Raw genomic sequence first — 20,204 nt, 5'->3', positions numbered from 1 at the left:
GGGAGTTATATGCGTTTATTTTTTTCTCTGCTGATACTGTTGTCATTCTTTGCCCGCGCGACAGAACCTGTTCAGGTCTTTACTGATGATTTAGGGCGCAAAGTCACTGTTCCTGCTCATCCAAAGAGAATTGTCTCTTTACACGATCTTGATATCACTATTCCTCTGATTGAGCTCGGTGTACCTCCTGTCGCCAGCCACGGGCGAACCCGGCCTGACGGTAGCCATTTCATTCGATCAGGCGCGTTATTGACAGGTGTCGACTTTGATAATTCATCGATCGCTTTTATTGGCACCGCTGATATTGATATTGAAGCGATTGTGGCGGCAAAGCCTGACCTGATCATCACAGAACCGACCCGTAATACGCCCATTGAACAACTGGAAAAAATTGCGCCCACGGTGAGCATTGATCATCTCAAAGGCGGCGCGCCAGAAATCTACCGCAAGCTGGCAGAACTTACAGGAACGCAGTCGCAGCTGGCGATACTTGAACGCCGCTATCAGGCACAAATCAATGCGCTGAAGGCGACGCTGGACAGCCAAAAAATAACGGTATCGGTGATTCAGGCAAATCAGGGAAAAATTAATGTGATGCATAGCTATCATTCGCTGGGGCGGGTATTACGCGATGCTGGTTTTCGCTTTCCGCCGCTGATTGAGAGCATTCCTGAAGGTGGGCGAATGGATGTGAGCGCAGAGCGTTTACCTGAACTGGATGCCGATTTTGTTTTTGCAACCTGGCGCGGTGACACCGGTGGTAAACCTCAGGATGAGCTGGCAGCAATGGAAAAAGTCATGCCGGGATGGTGTCAGTTTTTGACGGCCTGTCGTTCCGGGCGCTATGTGCTGATTTCTCGTGAAGAGGCGATTTCTAACTCCTTTGCATCTCTGGGGCTGATGGCTGCGCAGATACAATCACAAATTGCGGGACGACCTCTACCGGAGGCTAAATGATCCAGAAAGACAAAACGCGGGTTGATATTTATGGTGAGCGTTTTCGCACTCGCGCGAGTCAGTTAACGCCTGGGTTAAGAGCTGTCGCAAGCTACATTAATGAGCATCGTGAAGTGGTACTCGAGCAAACGGCGATGGAAATTGCGGCCACGTTGAACACTTCCGATGCCACAGTTATCAGGGCTATACAGGCTCTGGGGTTTGCCGGGCTGCGTGATCTGAAACGCACTCTGGAACAGTGGCTTGGTCCAGCCCTTAGTTCCAGCGAAAAGATGTCTACGACGGTGAGTAACTTGACGAGCGATGTTAACACCGCAATCGACTTTGTTCTTGAAGGGCATTTGTATACTTGTAATGTCCTGTCAGAGCCTGAAAACCGCCACGCGCTTGCGCAAGCTGTAGCGTTGTTGGTGCAGGCACGGCAAGTCGCTATTTTTGGCATTGGCGCTTCGGGTATCCTGGCGGACTATACCGCACGACTATTCAACCGCATAGGTTTGCCTGCCACGGCACTAAACCGTACGGGTATTGGCCTTGCCGAGCAACTGATCGCGCTTCAACGTGGCGATGTTCTGATCATGATGGCGCAAAAATCTGCGCACCGGGAAGGGCTGACAACGCTTCGTGAGGCGAGGCGGCTGGGGATCCCTGTTATTTTGCTGACAAACGCGCTGGATTCACGTTTTAGCAAAGACGCCAGTATCGTGATTCATGTTCCGCGCGGGGATGAAAAGGGGAAAACGCCACTACATGGTACGGTATTGTTGTGCCTGGAAATGATTGTTTGGTCGGTGGCTTCCGCGATGCCGCAGCGTGCGGTTAAAACCATTAAGCGAATTAACGATTTCCATCGGGGTTTGAAAACGGGAAGAAAGAATGGCTAATCTGACCTGAGGCCGGTAGCAACACCGGCCTCTTTTCAGGAATGTTAAATCCCCGGTTGCAGAATACGGATATTCATCTCCAGCACGTCGCCTTTTACGGCTTCGCTGTACGCCTTCATGTGCGGGGTTTGCAGATGCGCTTCAAGATGCGCGATGCTTTCCCACTGCTCAATCATCACGATAGAATCCGGTGCCATAGACTGGAAACTCACGCCAGCAGCGCAATCCACCATTGGCGCATAGCCGTGGCAACCTTCTTCTTTCAGTACGGTTGGAACGATTTTAGCAAACTGATCCAATACCGCCTGACGGTGATGTTGACCAGGACGAGTACGGATTTCTGCGATTACGGTAAGCATGGTTAACTCCTTCTAAAGCCTGAGCTCTAGTTAACCAAAAATTTCCACAAGATGCTTGCGATATTCTTCAGTATAGCGGGGAACATCAGGCATTTTTATCACGTCATTAGCGATAAATGTCGGCAGCGGTTCCATGCCAAGGAATTGGTTTGCTTTATGGAACGGCAGATACACACCGTCAACGCCAACGCCGTGGAAGAACTGATCTTTTTCGGTGAAGGCTTCCATTGGTGCGTTCCAGGTCAGAGAAAGCATATATTTTTTGCCCTGTACCAGGCCGCCGGAACCGTATTTTTTCGACGGATCTTTGCGGGTACGACCATCGCTGGCATACAGCGTCCCGTGACCTTCGGTGAATACATCATCAATGTATTTTTTCACTGTCCACGGCGCGCCCATCCACCAGCCTGGCATCTGCCAAATCACCACATCAGCCCAGAGAAAGTTTTGTACTTCCGCTTTGACATCGTAGTCGCTGTCGGCGCGAACGATGCGGACATCATGCCCGAGGTCGCGCAGTGTGCCATCCGCGACTTCGGTCAGGGTGTCGTTCAGTTGACCATTGGAGTGGGCGAATTTTTTCGCGCCGTTGATAATCAGGATGTTGCTCATTTTTTAACCTCAAGGTGAGACGTTTGTCGACTATAGTACGTCACAGAGCGGTACGGTGAAATTAGCAAAATGTGCAAAGTCTTTTGCTAATTTAGCAAAAGTCTGATCTTGCTCTGACTCACCGATGCAGGATAAATATTTTCTGAAAATGACAATACTGATAGCAATTTCTCATCATTCCAACTAGCACAGGGTTAATTTACAACGTTGGTGTGGACTTTCTGCGAGTTGATAATTGTGGTGTTGAATAACTAAAAATGAAAATATCAGCGTGTTACGCAGATTATTTTAAATAGATTTACTGGAGGGTATCGAAAACCAGATCTCCGACTGGACTTTTTTAGAGAGTGCTAACATATGTTAAAGCATAAAATTCAAACAATATTTGAAGCTCTGTTATATATAATGCTTACTTATTGGTTAATAGATGCTTTTTTTGCTTTCAATAAGTATGACTGGATGCTTGAGTCGGGAGACAATATTTGCAGTATACCTTCCGTTTCAGGCGAAGATCGTATATTGCAAGCAATGATTGCAGCATTTTTTCTTCTGACGCCACTTATTATTCTTATCTTAAGAAAACTCTTTATGCGGGAAATGTTCGAGTTTTGGCTACATGTATTCACGCTCGTTATTTGTTTGGTTTGTGGTTGGTGGCTTTTTTGGGGACGGTTTATATTTTGCTAATAGTAAAATCTATGAGAGTCGTTTTAACGGCTCTCATAGACAGAGAAGTTACCAGCTCACCTTCGCCTCAAATCCACCTTGTTCCGCATTCCCAAACTCAACATTCATGCCATGCAATTTGGCGATTCGCTGGACAATCGATAGCCCAAGTCCACTGCCGGTAGCGGTTTGTCCGGGTGGGCGATAGAAGCGTTCGCCAATTCTCGCCAGTGCCTCTGGCGTCACACCGGGGCCGTTATCCCTCACGATGAAACTATCGGCATTCAGCGTGACGTCCACCACGCAGCCCTGTGGACTGTAGCGCACGGCGTTATCCAGAAGGTTTCGTACCAACAAACTTAGCAACAGCGGTTGTCCGGTGCGTTTGATGCCGTGGGCATTGAGTGTCAGTCGCACGTCAATTTTCGCCTGCTGCGCCGTGTGGTAAATATCCATCACCGATGATTGCAGGAGATCTTCAAGCGGGATCTCCGCGACGTCCTGAAGGTTATCCAGTGAGTCCAGCCGCGATAGCGTGAGCAGTTGATCAACCAGACGAGTAGCACGATCGATTCCGGAATGTAATTGAAGCAGCGCTTTTTTCCGCGCCTGCGGATCATCGTCAGAGAGCTGCGCAACTTCGGTTTGCACTTTCAGCGCCGTTAACGGGCTACGAAGTTCGTGAGCTGCGTCGGAGGTAAAGCGTCGTTCTCGAACCATCATCGCATGTGTGCGGGCGAACAGTTGATTCAACGACTCAACCAGTGGACGCACTTCGCTGGGTACGCCCGTCGCGTTTAGTGGTTTTTCCGAGTCAGGGTCACGCATACGTAGTGCCAGCGCCAGTTTGTTCAGCGGCGCGAGTTCACGACCCAGTAGTACCATCATGATGATTAACATAATCGGCAGTGCGACAAGCCACGGGATCAATTGCCCTGCAACAATCGCCAGCGCCATGTCTTCGCGGTATTCCCATTCCTGACCAACAACGATGCGATATTTGCCATCAGGTGAGGTCATCCAGACAAAACGCCAGGGATCGTCTTCACCGACCAGTTGCCCGTCAGCAAAACCTTCCCGTTGATAGCTATAGGGAATATCTTCTCCGTTATCGCCATCGTTAAGGACCATTCTGCCGTCGTGGGTAAAGATGGCAAAGGTTAGCGCATCGTCATCAACATGACCGTGTTTTAATTTATTTGGCGTCTGTGCCATGCGATCTGCCGCGTTGATTTCGTTGAGATCGAGCGTACTTAACCGCTTGGCAAACAGCATCAGTTGGGTGTCGAACAACTCATCGACGTTATCCGTTGTTTGTTTCCAGGCGACAAAGCTGGAAAGCAGCCAGGTCACTGAGGCCAGAATTAAAAAGATTAGCGTCAGCCTGACTCGCAGACTAAGACGTTGGGTAAATTTCATTTCTCACCTAATGTGTAGCCAATACCATGAACGGTACGAATAAAATCACTGCCGAGTTTGCGTCGCAGATGATGCACATGCACTTCAACGGCATTACTGGTGACCTCTTCGTCCCAGGTATACAGTTTCTCTTCAATCAGTTTGCGCGGCAGTACCCGACCAGCGTTACGCATCAGTAATTCCAGCAGGGCAAATTCTTTTGGTTTCAGAGTTAAGGGTTCGCCAGCCAGCGTGGCGATACGTTTGCCGGGGTCGAGCATGACGTTACCGTGGCGCAGTTCGTTGCTGGCCTGGCCGTTGGTTCGGCGCATCAGAGCTTCCAGCCTGGCGGCGACTTCTATCAACGCAAAAGGTTTACACAGATAATCGTCAGCTCCCAGACGCAGCCCCTCTACACGTTCCGCTAACGCATCGCGCGCGGTCAGGATCAGTACCGGCTCACGCTGACCTTTTTCTCGCCATTCGCGCAAAATATCGCGACCATCCATGCCTGGTAAGGTTAAATCCAGGATCACCGCATCATAAGGCGCACTATATAGCGCCTCTTTTCCCTGACGACCTTGTGTAAACCAGTCGACGCTAAAACCCATTTTACTAAGGCCCGTTTTGATGCCGTCGCCAATCAGCATGTCATCTTCTATCAGTAAAATTCGCATTTTTTCATCCCTGCGATAACCGTATTTGCTGCCAGTAAACCGTGTTGTAACGCGCTCTGTACAGCATTAAATTTTATTTTTTTCCCTTAAGAAGTTGTTAAGGACTATCTTGTTAAATGCTCGGAAACAGACATTAAAGGGAGTAATAAACATGAAAAAATTCGCAGCAGTAATCGCAGTAATGGCCCTGTGCAGCGCACCGGTGATGGCAGCAGAGCAGGGCGGTTTTTCTGGCCCATCGGCAACGCAAAGTCAGGCCGGAGGATTCCAGGGGCCGAACGGCAGCGTAACGACCGTAGAAAGCGCAAAATCCCTGCGTGACGACACCTGGGTAACCCTGCGCGGCAATATCGTTGAACGCATCTCTGACGATCTCTACGTGTTCAAAGATGCCAGCGGTACTATCAATGTTGATATCGACCACAAACGCTGGAACGGCGTGACGGTGACGCCGAAAGATACGGTTGAGATTCAGGGTGAAGTCGATAAAGACTGGAATTCTGTTGAAATTGACGTCAAACAGATCCGCAAAGTAAATCCGTAATTGTTACCGCTCCCGGGACACATTCCCGGGAATAATTTCGCAGGGAGGCAAAATGACAAACCTGACACTGGATGTAAATATTATCGATTTCCCATCAATCCCTGTGGCGATGTTGCCGCACCGCTGTAGCCCTGAGTTGCTCAACTACAGCGTGGCGAAATTTATCATGTGGCGTAAAGAGACGGGGCTTTCTCCTGTTAACCAAAGCCAGACTTTTGGCGTCGCCTGGGATGACCCTGCCACCACCGCACCGGAAGCGTTTCGCTTTGATATCTGCGGCAGCGTTAGCGAACCGATCCCCGATAATCGTTATGGTGTGAGTAATGGTGAACTTACCGGTGGACGTTATGCTGTGGCCCGCCATGTTGGCGAGCTGGACGATATTTCACACACGATATGGGGCATCATTCGCCACTGGCTACCTGCAAGCGGCGAGAAAATGCGTAAAGCACCGATTCTGTTTCACTACACCAATCTTGCCGAAGGGATGACAGAGCAGCGACTGGAAACAGATGTTTATGTGCCGTTGGCGTGATGAAGAATCTTTACCGGAGTGTGAGCCAAATCACTCGCGATAAGTTTGAGCGAACAATGCCACAGGCGTATTGTTGTTGGGCTTATAATTTCTCCGGTAAGGAATACCATGTATACGCGAAATTTATTATGGCTGGTCAGCCTGGTAAGTGCGGCTCCTCTCTACGCTGCTGACGTTCCCGCCAACACACCGCTCGCCCCGCAACAAGTTTTTCGTTACAACAATCATAGCGACCCAGGCACGCTCGACCCGCAAAAGGTAGAGGAGAATACTGCCGCGCAGATTGTGCTGGATCTGTTTGAAGGTCTGGTATGGATGGACGGTGAAGGTCAGGTGCAGCCCGCTCAGGCTGAACGCTGGGAGATACTGGACGGCGGCAAGCGCTATATTTTCCATCTGCGTAGCGGTTTGCAGTGGTCAGACGGTCAGCCTCTGACGGCAGAGGATTTTGTCCTCGGCTGGCAGCGCGCGGTTGACCCGAAAACGGCAAGCCCTTTTGCTGGCTATCTGGCACAGGCGCACATTAACAATGCCGCAGCTATTGTTGCGGGTAAAGCAGATGTTACATCGCTGGGTGTCAAAGCGATGGATGATCGTACTCTTGAAGTTACGCTTGAGCAGCCGGTTCCTTGGTTCACGACGATGCTCGCCTGGCCGACGCTGTTCCCGGTTCCTCATCATGTCATCGCTAAACATGGCGATAGCTGGAGTAAGCCAGAGAACATGGTTTACAACGGTGCCTTTGTGCTCGATCAGTGGGTAGTTAACGAAAAGATTACTGCACGCAAAAATCCAAAGTACCGCGATGCGCAACATACAGTATTGCAACAGGTTGAGTATCTGGCGCTGGGTAATTCGGTCACCGGCTATAACCGCTATCGCGCGGGAGAGGTCGATCTCACCTGGGTTCCGGCGCAGCAAATTCCCGCCATTGAAAAATCACTGCCTGGCGAGCTACGAATTATCCCGCGGCTGAACAGCGAATATTACAACTTTAACCTTGAGAAACCGCCATTTAACGATGTGCGGGTGCGTCGGGCGCTATATCTTACGGTTGATCGACAGCTTATTGCGCAAAAGGTACTGGGGTTGAGAACGCCCGCAACCACGCTGACGCCGCCAGAGGTAAAAGGCTTTAGCGCGACGACGTTCGATGAACTGCAAAAGCCAATGAGTGAGCGTGTCGCGATGGCAAAAGCCTTGCTGAAACAGGCGGGATACGACGCCTCTCATCCGCTACGCTTTGAGCTGTTCTACAACAAGTACGATCTGCATGAAAAAACCGCGATAGCGTTGTCTTCCGAATGGAAAAAATGGCTGGGTGCACAGGTGACGCTGCGCACAATGGAGTGGAAAACTTATCTTGATGCCCGACGAGCCGGTGATTTCATGTTGTCGCGGCAGTCGTGGGATGCGACGTACAATGATGCTTCCAGCTTCCTGAACACGCTCAAAAGCGATAGTGAAGAAAACGTCGGTCACTGGAAAAATGCGCAGTATGACGCCTTACTAAACCAGGCCACGCAGATCACTGATGCGACAAAGCGTAATGCGTTGTATCAGCAGGCAGAAGTGATCATCAACCAACAGGCACCGCTGATTCCTATCTACTATCAGCCGTTAATCAAACTGCTTAAACCCTACGTTGGCGGTTTTCCGCTGCATAATCCCCAGGATTATGTCTACAGCAAAGAGTTGTATATCAAGGCACATTGATTCCTTTATCGCCGTCGGAGCACGTCCGGCGGCGCTATTCACGCTGATCTCCTGTGACTCGACGCGGCAGATAATGTAGTATCTCCGGCAATATTGCCCCTTTGAAGGCTGGCGAATAAGTTGAGGAATCAGAATTAATGAGCGATATGGCAGAGCGCCTTGCGCTACATGAATTTACGGAAAACGCCTATTTAAACTACTCCATGTACGTGATCATGGACCGCGCGTTGCCGTTTATTGGTGATGGTCTGAAACCTGTTCAGCGCCGCATTGTGTATGCGATGTCTGAGCTGGGCCTGAATGCCAGCGCCAAATTTAAAAAATCGGCCCGTACCGTCGGTGACGTACTGGGTAAATACCATCCGCACGGCGATAGCGCCTGTTATGAAGCGATGGTCCTGATGGCGCAGCCGTTCTCTTACCGTTATCCGCTGGTTGATGGTCAGGGGAACTGGGGCGCGCCGGACGATCCGAAATCGTTCGCGGCAATGCGTTACACCGAATCCCGGTTGTCGAAATATTCCGAGCTGCTATTGAGCGAGCTGGGGCAGGGGACGGCTGACTGGGTACCAAACTTCGACGGCACTTTGCAGGAGCCGAAAATGCTACCTGCCCGTCTGCCAAACATTTTGCTTAACGGCACCACCGGTATTGCCGTCGGCATGGCGACCGATATTCCACCGCATAACCTGCGTGAAGTGGCTCAGGCGGCAATCGCATTAATCGACCAGCCGAAAACCACGCTCGACCAGCTGCTGGATATCGTGCAGGGGCCGGATTATCCGACTGAAGCGGAAATTATCACTTCGCGCGCCGAGATCCGTAAAATCTACGAGAACGGACGTGGTTCAGTGCGTATGCGCGCGGTGTGGAAGAAAGAAGATGGCGCGGTGGTTATCAGCGCATTGCCGCATCAGGTTTCAGGTGCGCGCGTACTGGAGCAAATTGCTGCGCAAATGCGCAACAAAAAGCTGCCGATGGTTGACGATCTGCGCGATGAATCTGACCACGAGAACCCGACTCGTCTGGTGATTGTGCCGCGTTCCAACCGCGTGGATATGGATCAGGTGATGAACCACCTCTTCGCAACCACCGATCTGGAAAAGAGCTATCGTATTAACCTCAATATGATCGGTCTGGATGGTCGTCCGGCGGTGAAAAACCTGCTGGAAATTCTCTCCGAATGGCTGGTGTTCCGCCGCGATACCGTGCGCCGCCGACTGAACTATCGTCTGGAGAAAGTCCTCAAGCGCCTGCATATCCTCGAAGGTTTGCTGGTGGCGTTTCTCAATATCGACGAAGTGATTGAGATCATTCGTAATGAAGATGAACCGAAACCGGCGCTGATGTCGCGGTTTGGCCTTACGGAAACCCAGGCGGAAGCGATCCTCGAACTGAAACTGCGTCATCTTGCCAAACTGGAAGAGATGAAGATTCGCGGTGAGCAGAGTGAGCTGGAAAAAGAGCGCGACCAGTTGCAGGGCATTTTGGCTTCCGAGCGTAAAATGAATAACCTGCTGAAGAAAGAACTGCAGGCAGACGCGCAAGCCTACGGTGACGAACGTCGTTCGCCGTTGCAGGAACGCGAAGAAGCGAAAGCGATGAGCGAGCACGACATGCTGCCGTCTGAACCTGTCACCATTGTGCTGTCGCAGATGGGCTGGGTACGCAGCGCTAAAGGCCATGATATCGACGCGCCGGGCCTGAATTATAAAGCGGGCGATAGCTTCAAAGCGGCGGTGAAAGGTAAGAGCAACCAACCGGTAGTGTTTGTTGATTCCACCGGTCGTAGCTATGCCATCGACCCGATTACGCTGCCGTCGGCGCGTGGTCAGGGCGAGCCGCTCACCGGCAAATTAACGTTGCCGCCTGGAGCGACCGTTGACCATATGCTGATGGAAAGCGACGATCAGAAACTGCTGATGGCTTCCGATGCGGGTTACGGTTTCGTCTGCACTTTTAACGATCTGGTGGCGCGTAACCGTGCAGGTAAAGCTTTGATCACCTTACCGGAAAATGCCCATGTTATGCCGCCGGTGGTGATTGAAGATGCTTCTGATATGCTGCTGGCAATCACTCAGGCAGGCCGTATGTTGATGTTCCCGGTAAGCGATCTGCCGCAGCTGTCGAAGGGCAAAGGCAACAAGATTATCAACATTCCATCGGCAGAAGCCGCGCGTGGAGAAGATGGTCTGGCGCAACTGTACGTTCTGCCGCCGCTAAGCACGCTGACCATTCATGTTGGGAAACGCAAAATTAAACTGCGTCCGGAAGAGCTACAGAAAGTCACTGGCGAACGTGGACGCCGCGGTACGTTGATGCGCGGTTTGCAGCGTATCGATCGTGTTGAGATCGACTCTCCTCGCCGTGCCAGCAGCGGTGATAGCGAAGAGTAATATGCCGGGGAGGGCGCTGTTTCCTCCCGCTTGCAAGGAACGCCGGATGAAACGTTAAGTCGTCATCCGGCAGCGTATTCAACCCCCGGAAACGATAAAAATTCCCTTGAAACCGTTGTTTATTCATGCGTTGCGATTAACAATACGCTTTTCCAGAGAGCGGCTTTTAACAATGCCCTAACCTGATTTCAGGTGACGTACAATGCCAGTCTCTCAGACCTTCAGAGGGTGTTATGCTATATATCTTTCGTCTTATTATTACCGTGATTTACAGCATCTTAGTCTGTGTATTCGGCTCCATTTACTGCCTTTTCAGCCCGCGTAACCCGAAACATGTGGCCACCTTTGGGCATATGTTTGGTCGTCTTGCGCCGCTGTTCGGCCTGAAAGTTGAGTGCCGCAAACCTGCAGATGCTGAAAGCTACGGCAATGCTATCTATATCGCTAACCACCAGAACAACTATGACATGGTGACAGCATCGAACATTGTGCAACCGCCGACGGTGACGGTAGGTAAAAAGAGCTTGCTGTGGATCCCCTTCTTCGGGCAGTTGTACTGGTTAACCGGCAACCTATTGATCGACAGAAACAATCGCACTAAAGCTCACGGCACTATTGCGGAAGTCGTGAATCACTTCAAAAAACGCCGTATTTCCATCTGGATGTTCCCGGAAGGAACCCGCAGCCGTGGTCGCGGCCTGCTACCGTTCAAGACCGGGGCATTTCACGCGGCAATTGCGGCGGGCGTCCCGATTATTCCCGTGTGCGTCTCTACAACTTCGAATAAGATTAATCTTAATCGGCTACACAACGGTCTGGTGATTGTCGAAATGCTGCCGCCAATTGACGTCAGTCAGTATGGCAAAGATCAGGTTCGCGAGTTGGCTGCCCATTGTCGTTCGATAATGGAACAAAAAATCGCTGATCTCGATAAAGAAGTCGCAGAGCGCGAAGCCGCCGGAAAAGTTTAAGTCGGCAATCTGTATTTTTGCGGGGAACACTTTCCTGCACGGTATTACTTTAGCCAGTTTTACATGGAGCAAATATGTCACTCAGTCGGCGTCAGTTCATTCAGGCATCGGGGATTGCACTTTGTGCAGGCGCTGTTCCCCTGAAGGCCAGCGCAGCCGGGCAACAGCAACCGCTACCCGTTCCGCCGCTGCTTGAATCTCGCCGTGGGCAACCGCTGTTTATGACTGTACAACGTGCGCACTGGTCATTTACGCCAGGGACACGCGCGTCGGTTTGGGGAATCAATGGTCGTTACCTGGGGCCGACTATCCGCGTCTGGAAGGGCGACGATGTTAAGCTTATTTACAGCAACCGCCTGACAGAAAATGTCTCAATGACGGTGGCCGGGCTACAGGTACCTGGCCCGCTGATGGGCGGTCCGGCACGGATGATGTCGCCAAACGCTGACTGGGCACCCGTACTGCCTATTCGCCAGAACGCAGCTACTCTGTGGTATCACGCCAATACTCCCAACCGCACGGCTCAGCAGGTCTATAACGGCCTTGCCGGAATGTGGCTGGTGGAAGATGAAGTCAGCAAGTCGCTGCCTATCCCCAACCATTATGGTGTGGATGATTTTCCGGTCATTATCCAGGATAAACGGCTGGACAACTTTGGTACGCCAGAATACAACGAACCGGGAAGCGGCGGCTTTGTTGGTGATACGCTGCTGGTTAACGGTGTACAAAGCCCGTACGTTGAAGTCTCGCGTGGCTGGGTGCGCTTGCGTCTGTTGAACGCGTCGAACTCTCGTCGCTATCAACTACAGATGAGCGATGGTCGCCCGTTACATGTGATTTCTGGCGATCAGGGATTCCTGCCCGCTCCTGTATCGGTGAAGCAACTTTCGCTGGCACCGGGCGAGCGTCGTGAGATTCTGGTGGATATGAGCAACGGTGATGAAGTGTCGATCACCTGTGGCGAAGCGGCGAGCATTGTTGATCGTATTCGTGGCTTCTTTGAGCCATCCAGCATTCTGGTTTCTACCCTGGTGCTAACGCTGCGCCCAACCGGCCTTCTGCCGCTGGTCACAGACAGTCTTCCGATGCGCTTGCTGCCAACTGAAATCATGGCCGGTTCGCCGATTCGCAGTCGCGATATCAGTCTGGGTGATGACCCGGGTATTAATGGGCAGCTGTGGGACGTCAACCGTATTGATGTCACCGCGCAGCAAGGAACGTGGGAACGCTGGACGGTACGCGCGGACGAGCCGCAAGCGTTCCATATTGAAGGCGTGATGTTCCAGATCCGTAACGTGAATGGCGCGATGCCGTTCCCGGAAGACAGAGGCTGGAAAGATACCGTTTGGGTTGACGGACAAGTGGAGCTGCTTGTTTATTTCGGTCAGCCTTCCTGGGCGCACTTCCCGTTCTACTTCAACAGTCAGACGCTGGAAATGGCGGACCGTGGCTCGATTGGGCAACTGTTAGTCAACCCGGTACCGTAATCTTCATACTCGCCCGAGGAGGGCGAGTATGGAATACCTTTCGATTTCTCTTTCGTTCCGGCTTATAATCCCCGGCCTTTGATTATTTTTTTATCATTTCTGGAAGCAAAATGAGCTCTATCTCCCTGATCCAACCGGATCGCGACCTGTTCTCCTGGCCGCAGTACTGGGCCGCCTGTTTTGGACCGGCACCGTTTTTGCCGATGTCTCGTGAAGAGATGGATCAACTTGGCTGGGATAGCTGCGACATCATTTTGGTTACTGGCGACGCGTATGTCGATCACCCAAGCTTCGGGATGGCGATTTGCGGTCGTATGCTGGAAGCGCAGGGCTTTCGCGTCGGGATCATCGCCCAGCCGGACTGGAGCAGCAAAGACGACTTTATGCGTCTGGGTAAACCGAATCTATTTTTCGGTGTTACTGCTGGCAACATGGACTCGATGATCAACCGCTATACCGCCGATCGCCGTTTACGTCATGACGATGCCTACACGCCGGATAACGTCGCGGGTAAGCGACCGGATCGCGCCACACTGGTTTATACCCAGCGTTGTAAAGAGGCGTGGAAAGATGTGCCGGTGATCCTCGGCGGTATTGAGGCTAGTCTGCGCCGTACCGCGCACTATGATTACTGGTCGGATACCGTGCGCCGTTCCGTGCTGGTGGATTCCAAAGCCGACATGCTGATGTTCGGTAACGGTGAGCGTCCGTTGGTGGAGGTGGCGCACCGTCTGGCGATGGGCGAGCCGATTAGTGAAATCCGCGATGTGCGTAATACTGCGATTATCGTAAAAGAGGCGTTGCCAGGCTGGAGCGGCGTGGATTCCACCCGTCTCGATACCCCAGGGAAAATCGACCCGATCCCGCATCCGTATGGCGAAGATCTGCCGTGCGCGGATAACAAACCTGTTGCGCCGAAAAAGCAGGAAGCGAAAGCCGTAACCGTGCAGCCGCCGCGCCCGAAACCGTGGGAAAAAACCTACGTATTGCTGCCTTCTTTCGAGAAAGTGAAGGGCGATAAAGTGCTGTACGCCCATGCTTCGCGTATTCTGCACCACGAAACTAACCCAGGCTGCGCCCGCGCATTGATGCAAAAACATGGCGACCGCTATGTGTGGATCAACCCGCCTGCTATTCCGCTCTCTACCGAAGAGATGGACAGCGTTTTTGCGCTGCCGTACAAGCGCGTGCCGCATCCGGCCTATGGCAATGCTCGTATTCCGGCTTACGAAATGATCCGTTTCTCGGTCAACATTATGCGTGGCTGCTTTGGTGGCTGTTCTTTCTGTTCTATTACCGAGCATGAAGGGCGCATTATTCAGAGCCGTTCGGAAGAGTCGATCATCAATGAGATCGAAGCGATCCGCGACACCGTTCCAGGTTTTACGGGCGTAATTTCCGATCTCGGTGGGCCAACTGCCAACATGTATATGTTGCGCTGCAAATCGCCACGCGCTGAACAGACCTGCCGCCGCTTGTCGTGTGTTTACCCGGATATTTGTCCGCATATGGACACTAACCACGAACCGACGATCAACCTCTATCGCCGTGCGCGTGATCTGAAAGGCATTAAAAAGATCCTGATCGCTTCCGGCGTACGTTATGACATCGCCGTGGAAGATCCGCGCTATATCAAAGAGCTGGCGACCCATCACGTCGGCGGTTATCTGAAGATTGCCCCGGAACATACCGAAGAAGGGCCGTTGTCGAAGATGATGAAGCCGGGCATGGGCAGCTATGACCGCTTTAAAGAGTTGTTCGATACCTACTCGAAACAGGCAGGTAAAGAGCAGTATCTGATCCCGTATTTCATCTCCGCGCACCCCGGTACGCGTGATGAAGATATGGTGAATCTGGCGCTGTGGCTGAAAAAGCACCGCTTCCGCCTCGACCAGGTGCAGAACTTCTATCCGTCGCCGCTGGCGAACTCAACCACCATGTATTACACCGGCAAAAACCCGCTGGCGAAGATTGGTTATAAGAGCGAAGACGTCTTCGTACCGAAGGGCGACAAGCAGCGTCGTTTGCATAAAGCGTTGTTGCGTTACCACGATCCGGCAAACTGGCCGTTAATCCGTCAGGCGCTGGAAGCGATGGGCAAAAAGCATCTGATTGGCAGCCGTCGCGATTGCTTAGTGCCTGCGCCAACCATTGAAGAGATGCGTGAGGCTCGTCGCCAGAACCGCAATACCCGTCCGGCGTTGACTAAACATACGCCGATGGCGACCCAGCGTCAGACGCCTGCTACGGCAAAAAAAGCGTCGTCTACGCAATCTCGTCCGGTGAATGCTGGTGCGAAGAAACGCCCTAAAGCGGCGGTTGGACGTTAAAAAATATCCCCGGTAACAGAATGCTGCCGGGAATTTTTTTATCATTCTGCGTACATACGCAAGCAGCGCAGGCAATCAAAATAGTCCTGTGCATCAAGACGCGTATTGGCTCTGTTAGCGTCGGATTTGGCAGCATAGATTTGTGGGCGTAATGCTTTCATATCCTGCTCAAGCCGGGCGATTTTGGCATTTAATGTTTGCACATTGCTCGCCAGCTGATTGACCTTTTGCTCATTGACGCAGCCACTGAGCAAGCAGGTTGCCAGAACAACAGCTCCCACGGTGAAAATCGTTTTCATATAGTGTTCCCTTTTATTTATTGTTCCGGCTAATTGTTATTTAATTCAGCTCATTGTTTTAATCTGGCGGCGGTTTTTGCCTCAATCTGCTTAAGTAGGCTGCCGCTGTTCGGGCGGATAAAATCAGCGATTTCCCACTTACCTTCGCGCCGCTGTAAAATCAGTTCTTGCTCTTCGTTGTTGCCATTGGTCAGCGTAAAACGAACATGAATGCGGGCGGAATCGGTGGTTTTCTCCAGGACTCGAATTTCATCAACGCGGGAAAATAACGACTCTTCGCCAAAACAGATCGGATTGTCGTAAATAAATTGCCGTTCTATTTGCATATCTTCATCGGGATTGTTGGCAGTCATGAAGGTGGTTTTATAGAAGGCATTGACCGCCTGGCGGTAAGAGTCGGAAACCACCCACGTCCACGGCCAGCTATAATCAGCAATATGTTCAAAGAGTTCGGCAACAAAGGCTTCCGGCTGTTCTTTTTGCAACGAAGCTATAGCGGCCAGCGTTTTTTCATTCTCGCTATTAACTGCTTGTAAGACGCTGCCATGATTGCTGACAATATCGTCAATGACCCAACGACCATTTTCCGCCACCATTTTCAGTGTCTGCATGGTCTTTTCTTTATCGTCTTTAAAGATACGAAAGCGCACAACGGCATCGGCATGATCGGCGTCAGGTTGGGTTATCGCTACGCTTTCTAACACCAGATCGCCAAAATCCTGACAATCACAAACCGGATCATAATCCAGCCAGCCAATATTGCCCGGTAGTGTAAGATTGTCGTTCAGGGTAAGCGCCTGTTGAATACGCGCTGAAGTTATCGCCCGCTCTCCGGTTTCACCGAAATAAGGCGTACTGGCATCTGATTTATAGTTCTGATAAATCTGCCGGACTGTTTGTTCTACGGTCTGTGAAGGAGGCTGCGCGTGTACGGTAAAACTTGCCAGGGCTGCTAAAAACAGAAGTATTATTTTCATCTGTTTTTCACCTCTCCGTTGCGTTTATCCCGGGTGTAGATGAGTTGTTCCTTTAAGAGCTTCCGGCTCTGCATGATGATGTCCTTATATTTGGCATTCCTGAACAAGGAAGAGTAACAATGGGCAGGACGCGAGGGGAATAAATGATTTCTGAAAAGTCCGGTAGCGGAACATTACCGCCACCGGGAGAATTTGCTCGTTAGCCGCCAAACTGGTCAGGATCGGGACCGAGACGCTTGCCCTGATCGAGTTTTGCAATTTCGCCGAGTTCGTCTTTGTCGAGACGGAAATCCCAGACATCAAAGTTTTCGGCAATACGTGAAGGTGTGACCGATTTCGGGATCACCACCAGGCCGCTATCCAGATGCCAGCGGATAACAATCTGCGCCGGGGTTTTGCCGTATTTATCTGCCAGATCGCGAATGACTTTCTGATCGAAAACGCCTTTCCCTCCTTGCGCTAATGGGCTCCAGGATTCGGTCTGGATTTTGTGTGTCGCGTTCCAGGCATGTAGCTGGCGTTGTTGCATCAGCGGGTGAAGTTCGATCTGATTAATAACAGGCGTCACGCCAGTTTCATCAATCAGGCGTTGCAGGTGATGGATCTGGAAGTTGCACGCGCCGATGCTTTTGATTAATCCCTCTTTTTGCAATTCGATCATGCCTTTCCATGCTTCGACATAATGGTCGATAGCGGGAACGGGCCAGTGCATTAAGTAGAGGTCGATATAATCAAGCTGGAGTTTTTTCAGGCTGTCGAGCAGGGCTTCGCGGGGGCGCTTGTGGTCGTCGTTCCACAGCTTAGTGGTGATGAACAGTTCTTCTCTGTTGACTGAGGCATTTTTCAGGGCTTTGCCGACACCTTCTTCGTTCTTATAGGCCGCGGCGGTATCAATCGAGCGATAACCCACTTCTAACGCTTTTTGAATGGCGGTGATTACTTCCTCATTACTTGCTTGCCAGACGCCCAGTCCCAACTGGGGCATGACATTGCCATCCTGTAGCTTAATAACGGTTGGATTAGCCATACGTTCCTCCTTTATATGAACTCACCGGAGCAGGCTCCGGTGAGGTGTTGTGAACTTAAGTCTGGACGAAATGCCCGAAAACGAAAGTTTGAGGCGTAAAAAGCTTAGCGGGCGGCTTCGTATATACGGCGGCTGACATCCAGCGTAATGTCATGATTTTCGCCCAGTTGGGTCATGCCGTGCTCTTCCAGTTTTTTCAGCAAAGCCGGGATGGAGCTGCCGTCCAGACCGTAGTCGGAGAGGTGGGTAGGCACGCCTAATTGCTCAAAGAAATTGCGGGTTGCGGCAATCGCGGCGTCAATACGCTCATCGTCGGAACCTTCTGTGATGTTCCAGACGCGTTCAGCATATTGCAGCAGCTTAGCGCGCTTAGTATCGCGTTTTTCATTCCACAGTGCAGGCAGGACGATAGCCAGTGTTTGCGCGTGATCCAGACCGTGCATCGCAGTCAGTTCGTGGCCTAGCATATGCGTTGCCCAGTCCTGCGGTACGCCAGCGCCGATCAAACCGTTCAGCGCCTGAGTCGCCGCCCACATAACGTTGGCGCGCACATCGTAGTTTTCTGGCTCTTTCAGGGCTTTCGGACCATCTTCGATCAGCGTCAACAAAATGCCTTCTGCGAAACGGTCCTGAATTTTGGCATCAACCGGTTTAGTAACATACTGTTCCACGGTGTGTACAAAAGCGTCCACTACACCGTTAGCCACCTGACGCGGCGGCAGGGTGTAGGTATAAACCGGATCGAGCACGGCAAATACGGGTTGAACATGGGCAGAATGGAATGCCTGCTTGTCGCCTGTGGTTTTACGGGAGATCACCGCGCCTGCGTTGGATTCTGAACCGGTTGCTGGCAGCGTCAGCACACAGCCCATCGGGATGGCGCTTTTAATCTCTTTACCGCCCGTTTGTAGAATGTGCCACGGATCGATATTTTCCGGATAGTTAGCCGCTGCGGCGATAAATTTGGTGCCGTCCAGTACAGAACCGCCGCCAACCGCCAGCAGGAAAGTCACTTTTTGTTCGCGAACCAGTTTCACGGCGTTCATCAGCGTTTCATAAGCCGGGTTTGGCTCAATACCGCCAAATTCCAGCACGTCCATGCCTTTCAGGGCATCCAGAACTTGATCGAGAACGCCGGTTTTTTTCACGCTGCCGCCGCCGTAGGTAATCAATACGCGAGCATCGTGAGGAATTTGTTCGCGTAAACCAGCGATTGCGCCTTTACCAAACAGAATGCGGGTTGGGGTGTGCAGATTAAAGTTGTTCATTACTTGCTCCCTTTGCTGGGTCAATATGAGGGCAGAGAACGATCTGCCTGATGTTTTTCATTGTGGTCGCCAGCGCTGTACCTCTCAATGCTCATTTCTGCCAATGTCTTGCCTATTTCTCCAGAGTGCTGGAGAAATGCTACAAAATTGCGCACAATCAAATTGCCGCATTATTCCTAAGAAATTACGCGATATGAAACGTGAAGAGATTTGCCGCTTGCTGGCGGATAAAGTTAATAAACTGAAAAATAAAGAAAATGGTTTGTCAGAGCTGTTGCCCGATGTGCGTTTGTTGTATGGCGAGACGCCTTTCGCACGTACACCGGTAATGTACGAGCCTGGCATCATAATTCTCTTTTCCGGGCATAAAATCGGTTATATCAATGAACGCGTGTTTCGTTATGATGCCAATGAATACCTGCTGCTGACGGTGCCGTTGCCGTTTGAGTGCGAAACCTATGCCACGTCAGAGGTGCCGCTGGCAGGGTTGCGTCTCAATGTCGATATTTTGCAGTTACAGGAACTGTTGATGGACATTGGCGAAGATGAGCATTTCCAGCCGTCGATGGCAGCCAGCGGGATTAACTCTGCCACGTTATCAGAAGAGATTTTATGCGCGGCGGAGCGGTTACTCGACGTGATGGAGCGACCGCTGGATGCGCGTATTCTCGGCAAACAGATCATCCGCGAAATTCTGTACTACGTGCTGACCGGACCTTGCGGCGGTGCGTTACTGGCGCTGGTCAGTCGCCAGACTCACTTCAGCCTGATTAGCCGCGTGCTGAAACGGATTGAGAATAAATACACCGAAAACCTGAGCGTCGAGCAACTGGCGGCAGAAGCCAACATGAGCGTATCGGCGTTCCACCATAATTTTAAGTCTGTCACTAGCACCTCGCCGTTGCAGTATTTGAAGAATTACCGTCTGCATAAGGCGCGGATGATGATCATCCACGACGGCATGAAAGCCAGCGCGGCGGCGATGCGCGTCGGCTATGAAAGCGCATCGCAATTTAGCCGTGAGTTTAAACGTTACTTCGGTGTGACGCCGGGGGAAGATGCGGCAAGAATGCGGGCGATGCAGGGGAATTAAATACGTTC

At 51.5% G+C, this 20,204-nt stretch carries 19 protein-coding genes; 11 read left to right on the top strand and 8 right to left on the bottom strand.

Features of this window, described 5'->3' with window-relative positions; translation table 11 throughout:
* Positions 1–9 precede the first annotated feature (9 nt).
* Both ACJHYD_RS09900 and ACJHYD_RS09895 read left to right on the top strand, forming a co-directional pair.
* Complete coding sequence (locus ACJHYD_RS09900; protein ID WP_001305988.1) at positions 10–957, top strand: iron-siderophore ABC transporter substrate-binding protein; 948 nt, start codon at positions 10–12, stop codon at positions 955–957.
* A complete protein-coding gene (locus ACJHYD_RS09895) occupies positions 954–1,841 on the top strand; it encodes a MurR/RpiR family transcriptional regulator (protein WP_000614953.1) in 888 nt (295 codons plus the stop codon). Before ACJHYD_RS09900 ends, ACJHYD_RS09895 begins: the two co-directional genes overlap by 4 nt.
* 44 nt (positions 1,842–1,885) lie before the next feature.
* Here the strand turns inward: ACJHYD_RS09895 and ACJHYD_RS09890 are convergent, their stop codons facing one another.
* Both ACJHYD_RS09890 and mdaB read right to left on the bottom strand, forming a co-directional pair.
* Entirely contained in the window at positions 1,886–2,200 is a 315-nt protein-coding gene (locus ACJHYD_RS09890) for a putative quinol monooxygenase (RefSeq protein WP_000958598.1), read from the bottom strand.
* A 30-nt stretch (positions 2,201–2,230) separates the two neighbouring features.
* Positions 2,231–2,812 carry an NADPH:quinone oxidoreductase MdaB gene (mdaB, locus tag ACJHYD_RS09885; RefSeq protein ID WP_000065430.1) on the bottom strand — a complete coding sequence of 194 codons (582 nt, stop codon included), beginning with the start codon at positions 2,810–2,812 and terminating at the stop codon, positions 2,231–2,233.
* Positions 2,813–3,169: 357 nt separating this feature from the next.
* Between mdaB and ACJHYD_RS09880 the strand changes: the two genes are divergently transcribed.
* Positions 3,170–3,499 carry a DUF2645 family protein gene (locus tag ACJHYD_RS09880; RefSeq protein ID WP_109553692.1) on the top strand — a complete coding sequence of 110 codons (330 nt, stop codon included), beginning with the start codon at positions 3,170–3,172 and terminating at the stop codon, positions 3,497–3,499.
* A 48-nt stretch (positions 3,500–3,547) separates the two neighbouring features.
* Here the strand turns inward: ACJHYD_RS09880 and qseC are convergent, their stop codons facing one another.
* Together qseC and qseB are read right to left on the bottom strand one after the other, a co-directional pair.
* Positions 3,548–4,897 (bottom strand): quorum sensing histidine kinase QseC, encoded by a 1,350-nt coding sequence (gene qseC, locus ACJHYD_RS09875; protein WP_001551658.1) that lies wholly within the window; start codon positions 4,895–4,897, stop codon positions 3,548–3,550.
* Positions 4,894–5,553 carry a quorum sensing response regulator transcription factor QseB gene (gene qseB / locus ACJHYD_RS09870; protein ID WP_001221493.1) on the bottom strand — a complete coding sequence of 220 codons (660 nt, stop codon included), beginning with the start codon at positions 5,551–5,553 and terminating at the stop codon, positions 4,894–4,896. The genes qseC and qseB overlap by 4 nt, the downstream gene beginning before the upstream one ends.
* A gap of 151 nt (positions 5,554–5,704) precedes the next feature.
* Between qseB and ygiW the strand changes: the two genes are divergently transcribed.
* The 7 genes from ygiW to ACJHYD_RS09835 all read left to right on the top strand — a co-directional run bounded on the left by ygiW (position 5,705) and on the right by ACJHYD_RS09835 (position 15,532).
* On the top strand, positions 5,705–6,097 hold the full coding sequence (gene ygiW, locus ACJHYD_RS09865) for an OB fold stress tolerance protein YgiW (RefSeq protein ID WP_000712658.1): 393 nt from the start codon (positions 5,705–5,707) through the stop codon (positions 6,095–6,097).
* Positions 6,098–6,149: 52 nt separating this feature from the next.
* Positions 6,150–6,632: a GyrI-like domain-containing protein gene (locus ACJHYD_RS09860; RefSeq protein WP_000183492.1), complete on the top strand. Its 483-nt coding sequence runs from the start codon at positions 6,150–6,152 to the stop codon at positions 6,630–6,632.
* A gap of 108 nt (positions 6,633–6,740) precedes the next feature.
* The gene (locus ACJHYD_RS09855) at positions 6,741–8,348 is read left to right on the top strand and encodes an ABC transporter substrate-binding protein (RefSeq protein WP_001551657.1); all 1,608 of its coding nucleotides are present in this window, start codon (positions 6,741–6,743) and stop codon (positions 8,346–8,348) included.
* A gap of 137 nt (positions 8,349–8,485) precedes the next feature.
* The gene (gene parC, locus ACJHYD_RS09850) at positions 8,486–10,744 is read left to right on the top strand and encodes a DNA topoisomerase IV subunit A (RefSeq protein WP_001551656.1); all 2,259 of its coding nucleotides are present in this window, start codon (positions 8,486–8,488) and stop codon (positions 10,742–10,744) included.
* 233 nt (positions 10,745–10,977) lie between these two features.
* Positions 10,978–11,715, top strand: coding sequence for a 1-acylglycerol-3-phosphate O-acyltransferase (gene plsC, locus ACJHYD_RS09845; RefSeq protein WP_000965711.1), 738 nt, complete (start codon positions 10,978–10,980; stop codon positions 11,713–11,715).
* A 74-nt stretch (positions 11,716–11,789) separates the two neighbouring features.
* A complete protein-coding gene (gene ftsP / locus ACJHYD_RS09840) occupies positions 11,790–13,202 on the top strand; it encodes a cell division protein FtsP (protein WP_000059395.1) in 1,413 nt (470 codons plus the stop codon).
* Between the two features lie 110 nt (positions 13,203–13,312).
* Entirely contained in the window at positions 13,313–15,532 is a 2,220-nt protein-coding gene (locus ACJHYD_RS09835) for a YgiQ family radical SAM protein (protein ID WP_001551655.1), read from the top strand.
* Positions 15,533–15,573: 41 nt separating this feature from the next.
* Here the strand turns inward: ACJHYD_RS09835 and yqhH are convergent, their stop codons facing one another.
* From yqhH to yqhD, 4 genes are all read right to left on the bottom strand, one after another.
* Positions 15,574–15,831, bottom strand: a complete 258-nt coding sequence (gene yqhH, locus ACJHYD_RS09830) for a lipoprotein YqhH (RefSeq protein WP_000848523.1) — start codon at positions 15,829–15,831, stop codon at positions 15,574–15,576.
* A gap of 50 nt (positions 15,832–15,881) precedes the next feature.
* Positions 15,882–16,808, bottom strand: coding sequence for a YbjP/YqhG family protein (locus ACJHYD_RS09825; RefSeq protein WP_001551654.1), 927 nt, complete (start codon positions 16,806–16,808; stop codon positions 15,882–15,884).
* 199 nt (positions 16,809–17,007) lie between these two features.
* A complete protein-coding gene (gene dkgA, locus ACJHYD_RS09820; protein ID WP_109553693.1) occupies positions 17,008–17,835 on the bottom strand; it encodes a 2,5-didehydrogluconate reductase DkgA in 828 nt (275 codons plus the stop codon).
* Between the two features lie 104 nt (positions 17,836–17,939).
* Positions 17,940–19,103 carry an alcohol dehydrogenase gene (yqhD, locus tag ACJHYD_RS09815; RefSeq protein ID WP_001058802.1) on the bottom strand — a complete coding sequence of 388 codons (1,164 nt, stop codon included), beginning with the start codon at positions 19,101–19,103 and terminating at the stop codon, positions 17,940–17,942.
* Positions 19,104–19,296: 193 nt separating this feature from the next.
* Between yqhD and yqhC the strand changes: the two genes are divergently transcribed.
* Positions 19,297–20,196, top strand: coding sequence for a DNA-binding transcriptional regulator YqhC (gene yqhC, locus ACJHYD_RS09810; protein ID WP_001329635.1), 900 nt, complete (start codon positions 19,297–19,299; stop codon positions 20,194–20,196).
* Positions 20,197–20,204: the final 8 nt, after the last annotated feature.

Source organism: Escherichia sp. WS1368, from assembly GCF_046487485.1.
GTDB lineage: Bacteria > Pseudomonadota > Gammaproteobacteria > Enterobacterales > Enterobacteriaceae > Escherichia > Escherichia coli.
This window is presented reverse-complemented; position numbering and strand designations above follow the sequence as displayed.

Bases quoted from the DNA above. Each gene is read 5' to 3' on its own strand.
- ACJHYD_RS09900 (WP_001305988.1), top strand. From the start codon at position 10: ATGCGTTTATTTTTTTCTCTGCTGATACTGTTGTCATTCTTTGCCCGC.
- ACJHYD_RS09895 (WP_000614953.1), top strand. From the start codon at position 954: ATGATCCAGAAAGACAAAACGCGGGTTGATATTTATGGTGAGCGTTTT.
- ACJHYD_RS09890 (WP_000958598.1), bottom strand. From the start codon at position 2,200: ATGCTTACCGTAATCGCAGAAATCCGTACTCGTCCTGGTCAACATCAC.
- mdaB (WP_000065430.1), bottom strand. From the start codon at position 2,812: ATGAGCAACATCCTGATTATCAACGGCGCGAAAAAATTCGCCCACTCC.
- ACJHYD_RS09880 (WP_109553692.1), top strand. From the start codon at position 3,170: ATGTTAAAGCATAAAATTCAAACAATATTTGAAGCTCTGTTATATATA.
- qseC (WP_001551658.1), bottom strand. From the start codon at position 4,897: ATGAAATTTACCCAACGTCTTAGTCTGCGAGTCAGGCTGACGCTAATC.
- qseB (WP_001221493.1), bottom strand. From the start codon at position 5,553: ATGCGAATTTTACTGATAGAAGATGACATGCTGATTGGCGACGGCATC.
- ygiW (WP_000712658.1), top strand. From the start codon at position 5,705: ATGAAAAAATTCGCAGCAGTAATCGCAGTAATGGCCCTGTGCAGCGCA.
- ACJHYD_RS09860 (WP_000183492.1), top strand. From the start codon at position 6,150: ATGACAAACCTGACACTGGATGTAAATATTATCGATTTCCCATCAATC.
- ACJHYD_RS09855 (WP_001551657.1), top strand. From the start codon at position 6,741: ATGTATACGCGAAATTTATTATGGCTGGTCAGCCTGGTAAGTGCGGCT.
- parC (WP_001551656.1), top strand. From the start codon at position 8,486: ATGAGCGATATGGCAGAGCGCCTTGCGCTACATGAATTTACGGAAAAC.
- plsC (WP_000965711.1), top strand. From the start codon at position 10,978: ATGCTATATATCTTTCGTCTTATTATTACCGTGATTTACAGCATCTTA.
- ftsP (WP_000059395.1), top strand. From the start codon at position 11,790: ATGTCACTCAGTCGGCGTCAGTTCATTCAGGCATCGGGGATTGCACTT.
- ACJHYD_RS09835 (WP_001551655.1), top strand. From the start codon at position 13,313: ATGAGCTCTATCTCCCTGATCCAACCGGATCGCGACCTGTTCTCCTGG.
- yqhH (WP_000848523.1), bottom strand. From the start codon at position 15,831: ATGAAAACGATTTTCACCGTGGGAGCTGTTGTTCTGGCAACCTGCTTG.
- ACJHYD_RS09825 (WP_001551654.1), bottom strand. From the start codon at position 16,808: ATGAAAATAATACTTCTGTTTTTAGCAGCCCTGGCAAGTTTTACCGTA.
- dkgA (WP_109553693.1), bottom strand. From the start codon at position 17,835: ATGGCTAATCCAACCGTTATTAAGCTACAGGATGGCAATGTCATGCCC.
- yqhD (WP_001058802.1), bottom strand. From the start codon at position 19,103: ATGAACAACTTTAATCTGCACACCCCAACCCGCATTCTGTTTGGTAAA.
- yqhC (WP_001329635.1), top strand. From the start codon at position 19,297: ATGAAACGTGAAGAGATTTGCCGCTTGCTGGCGGATAAAGTTAATAAA.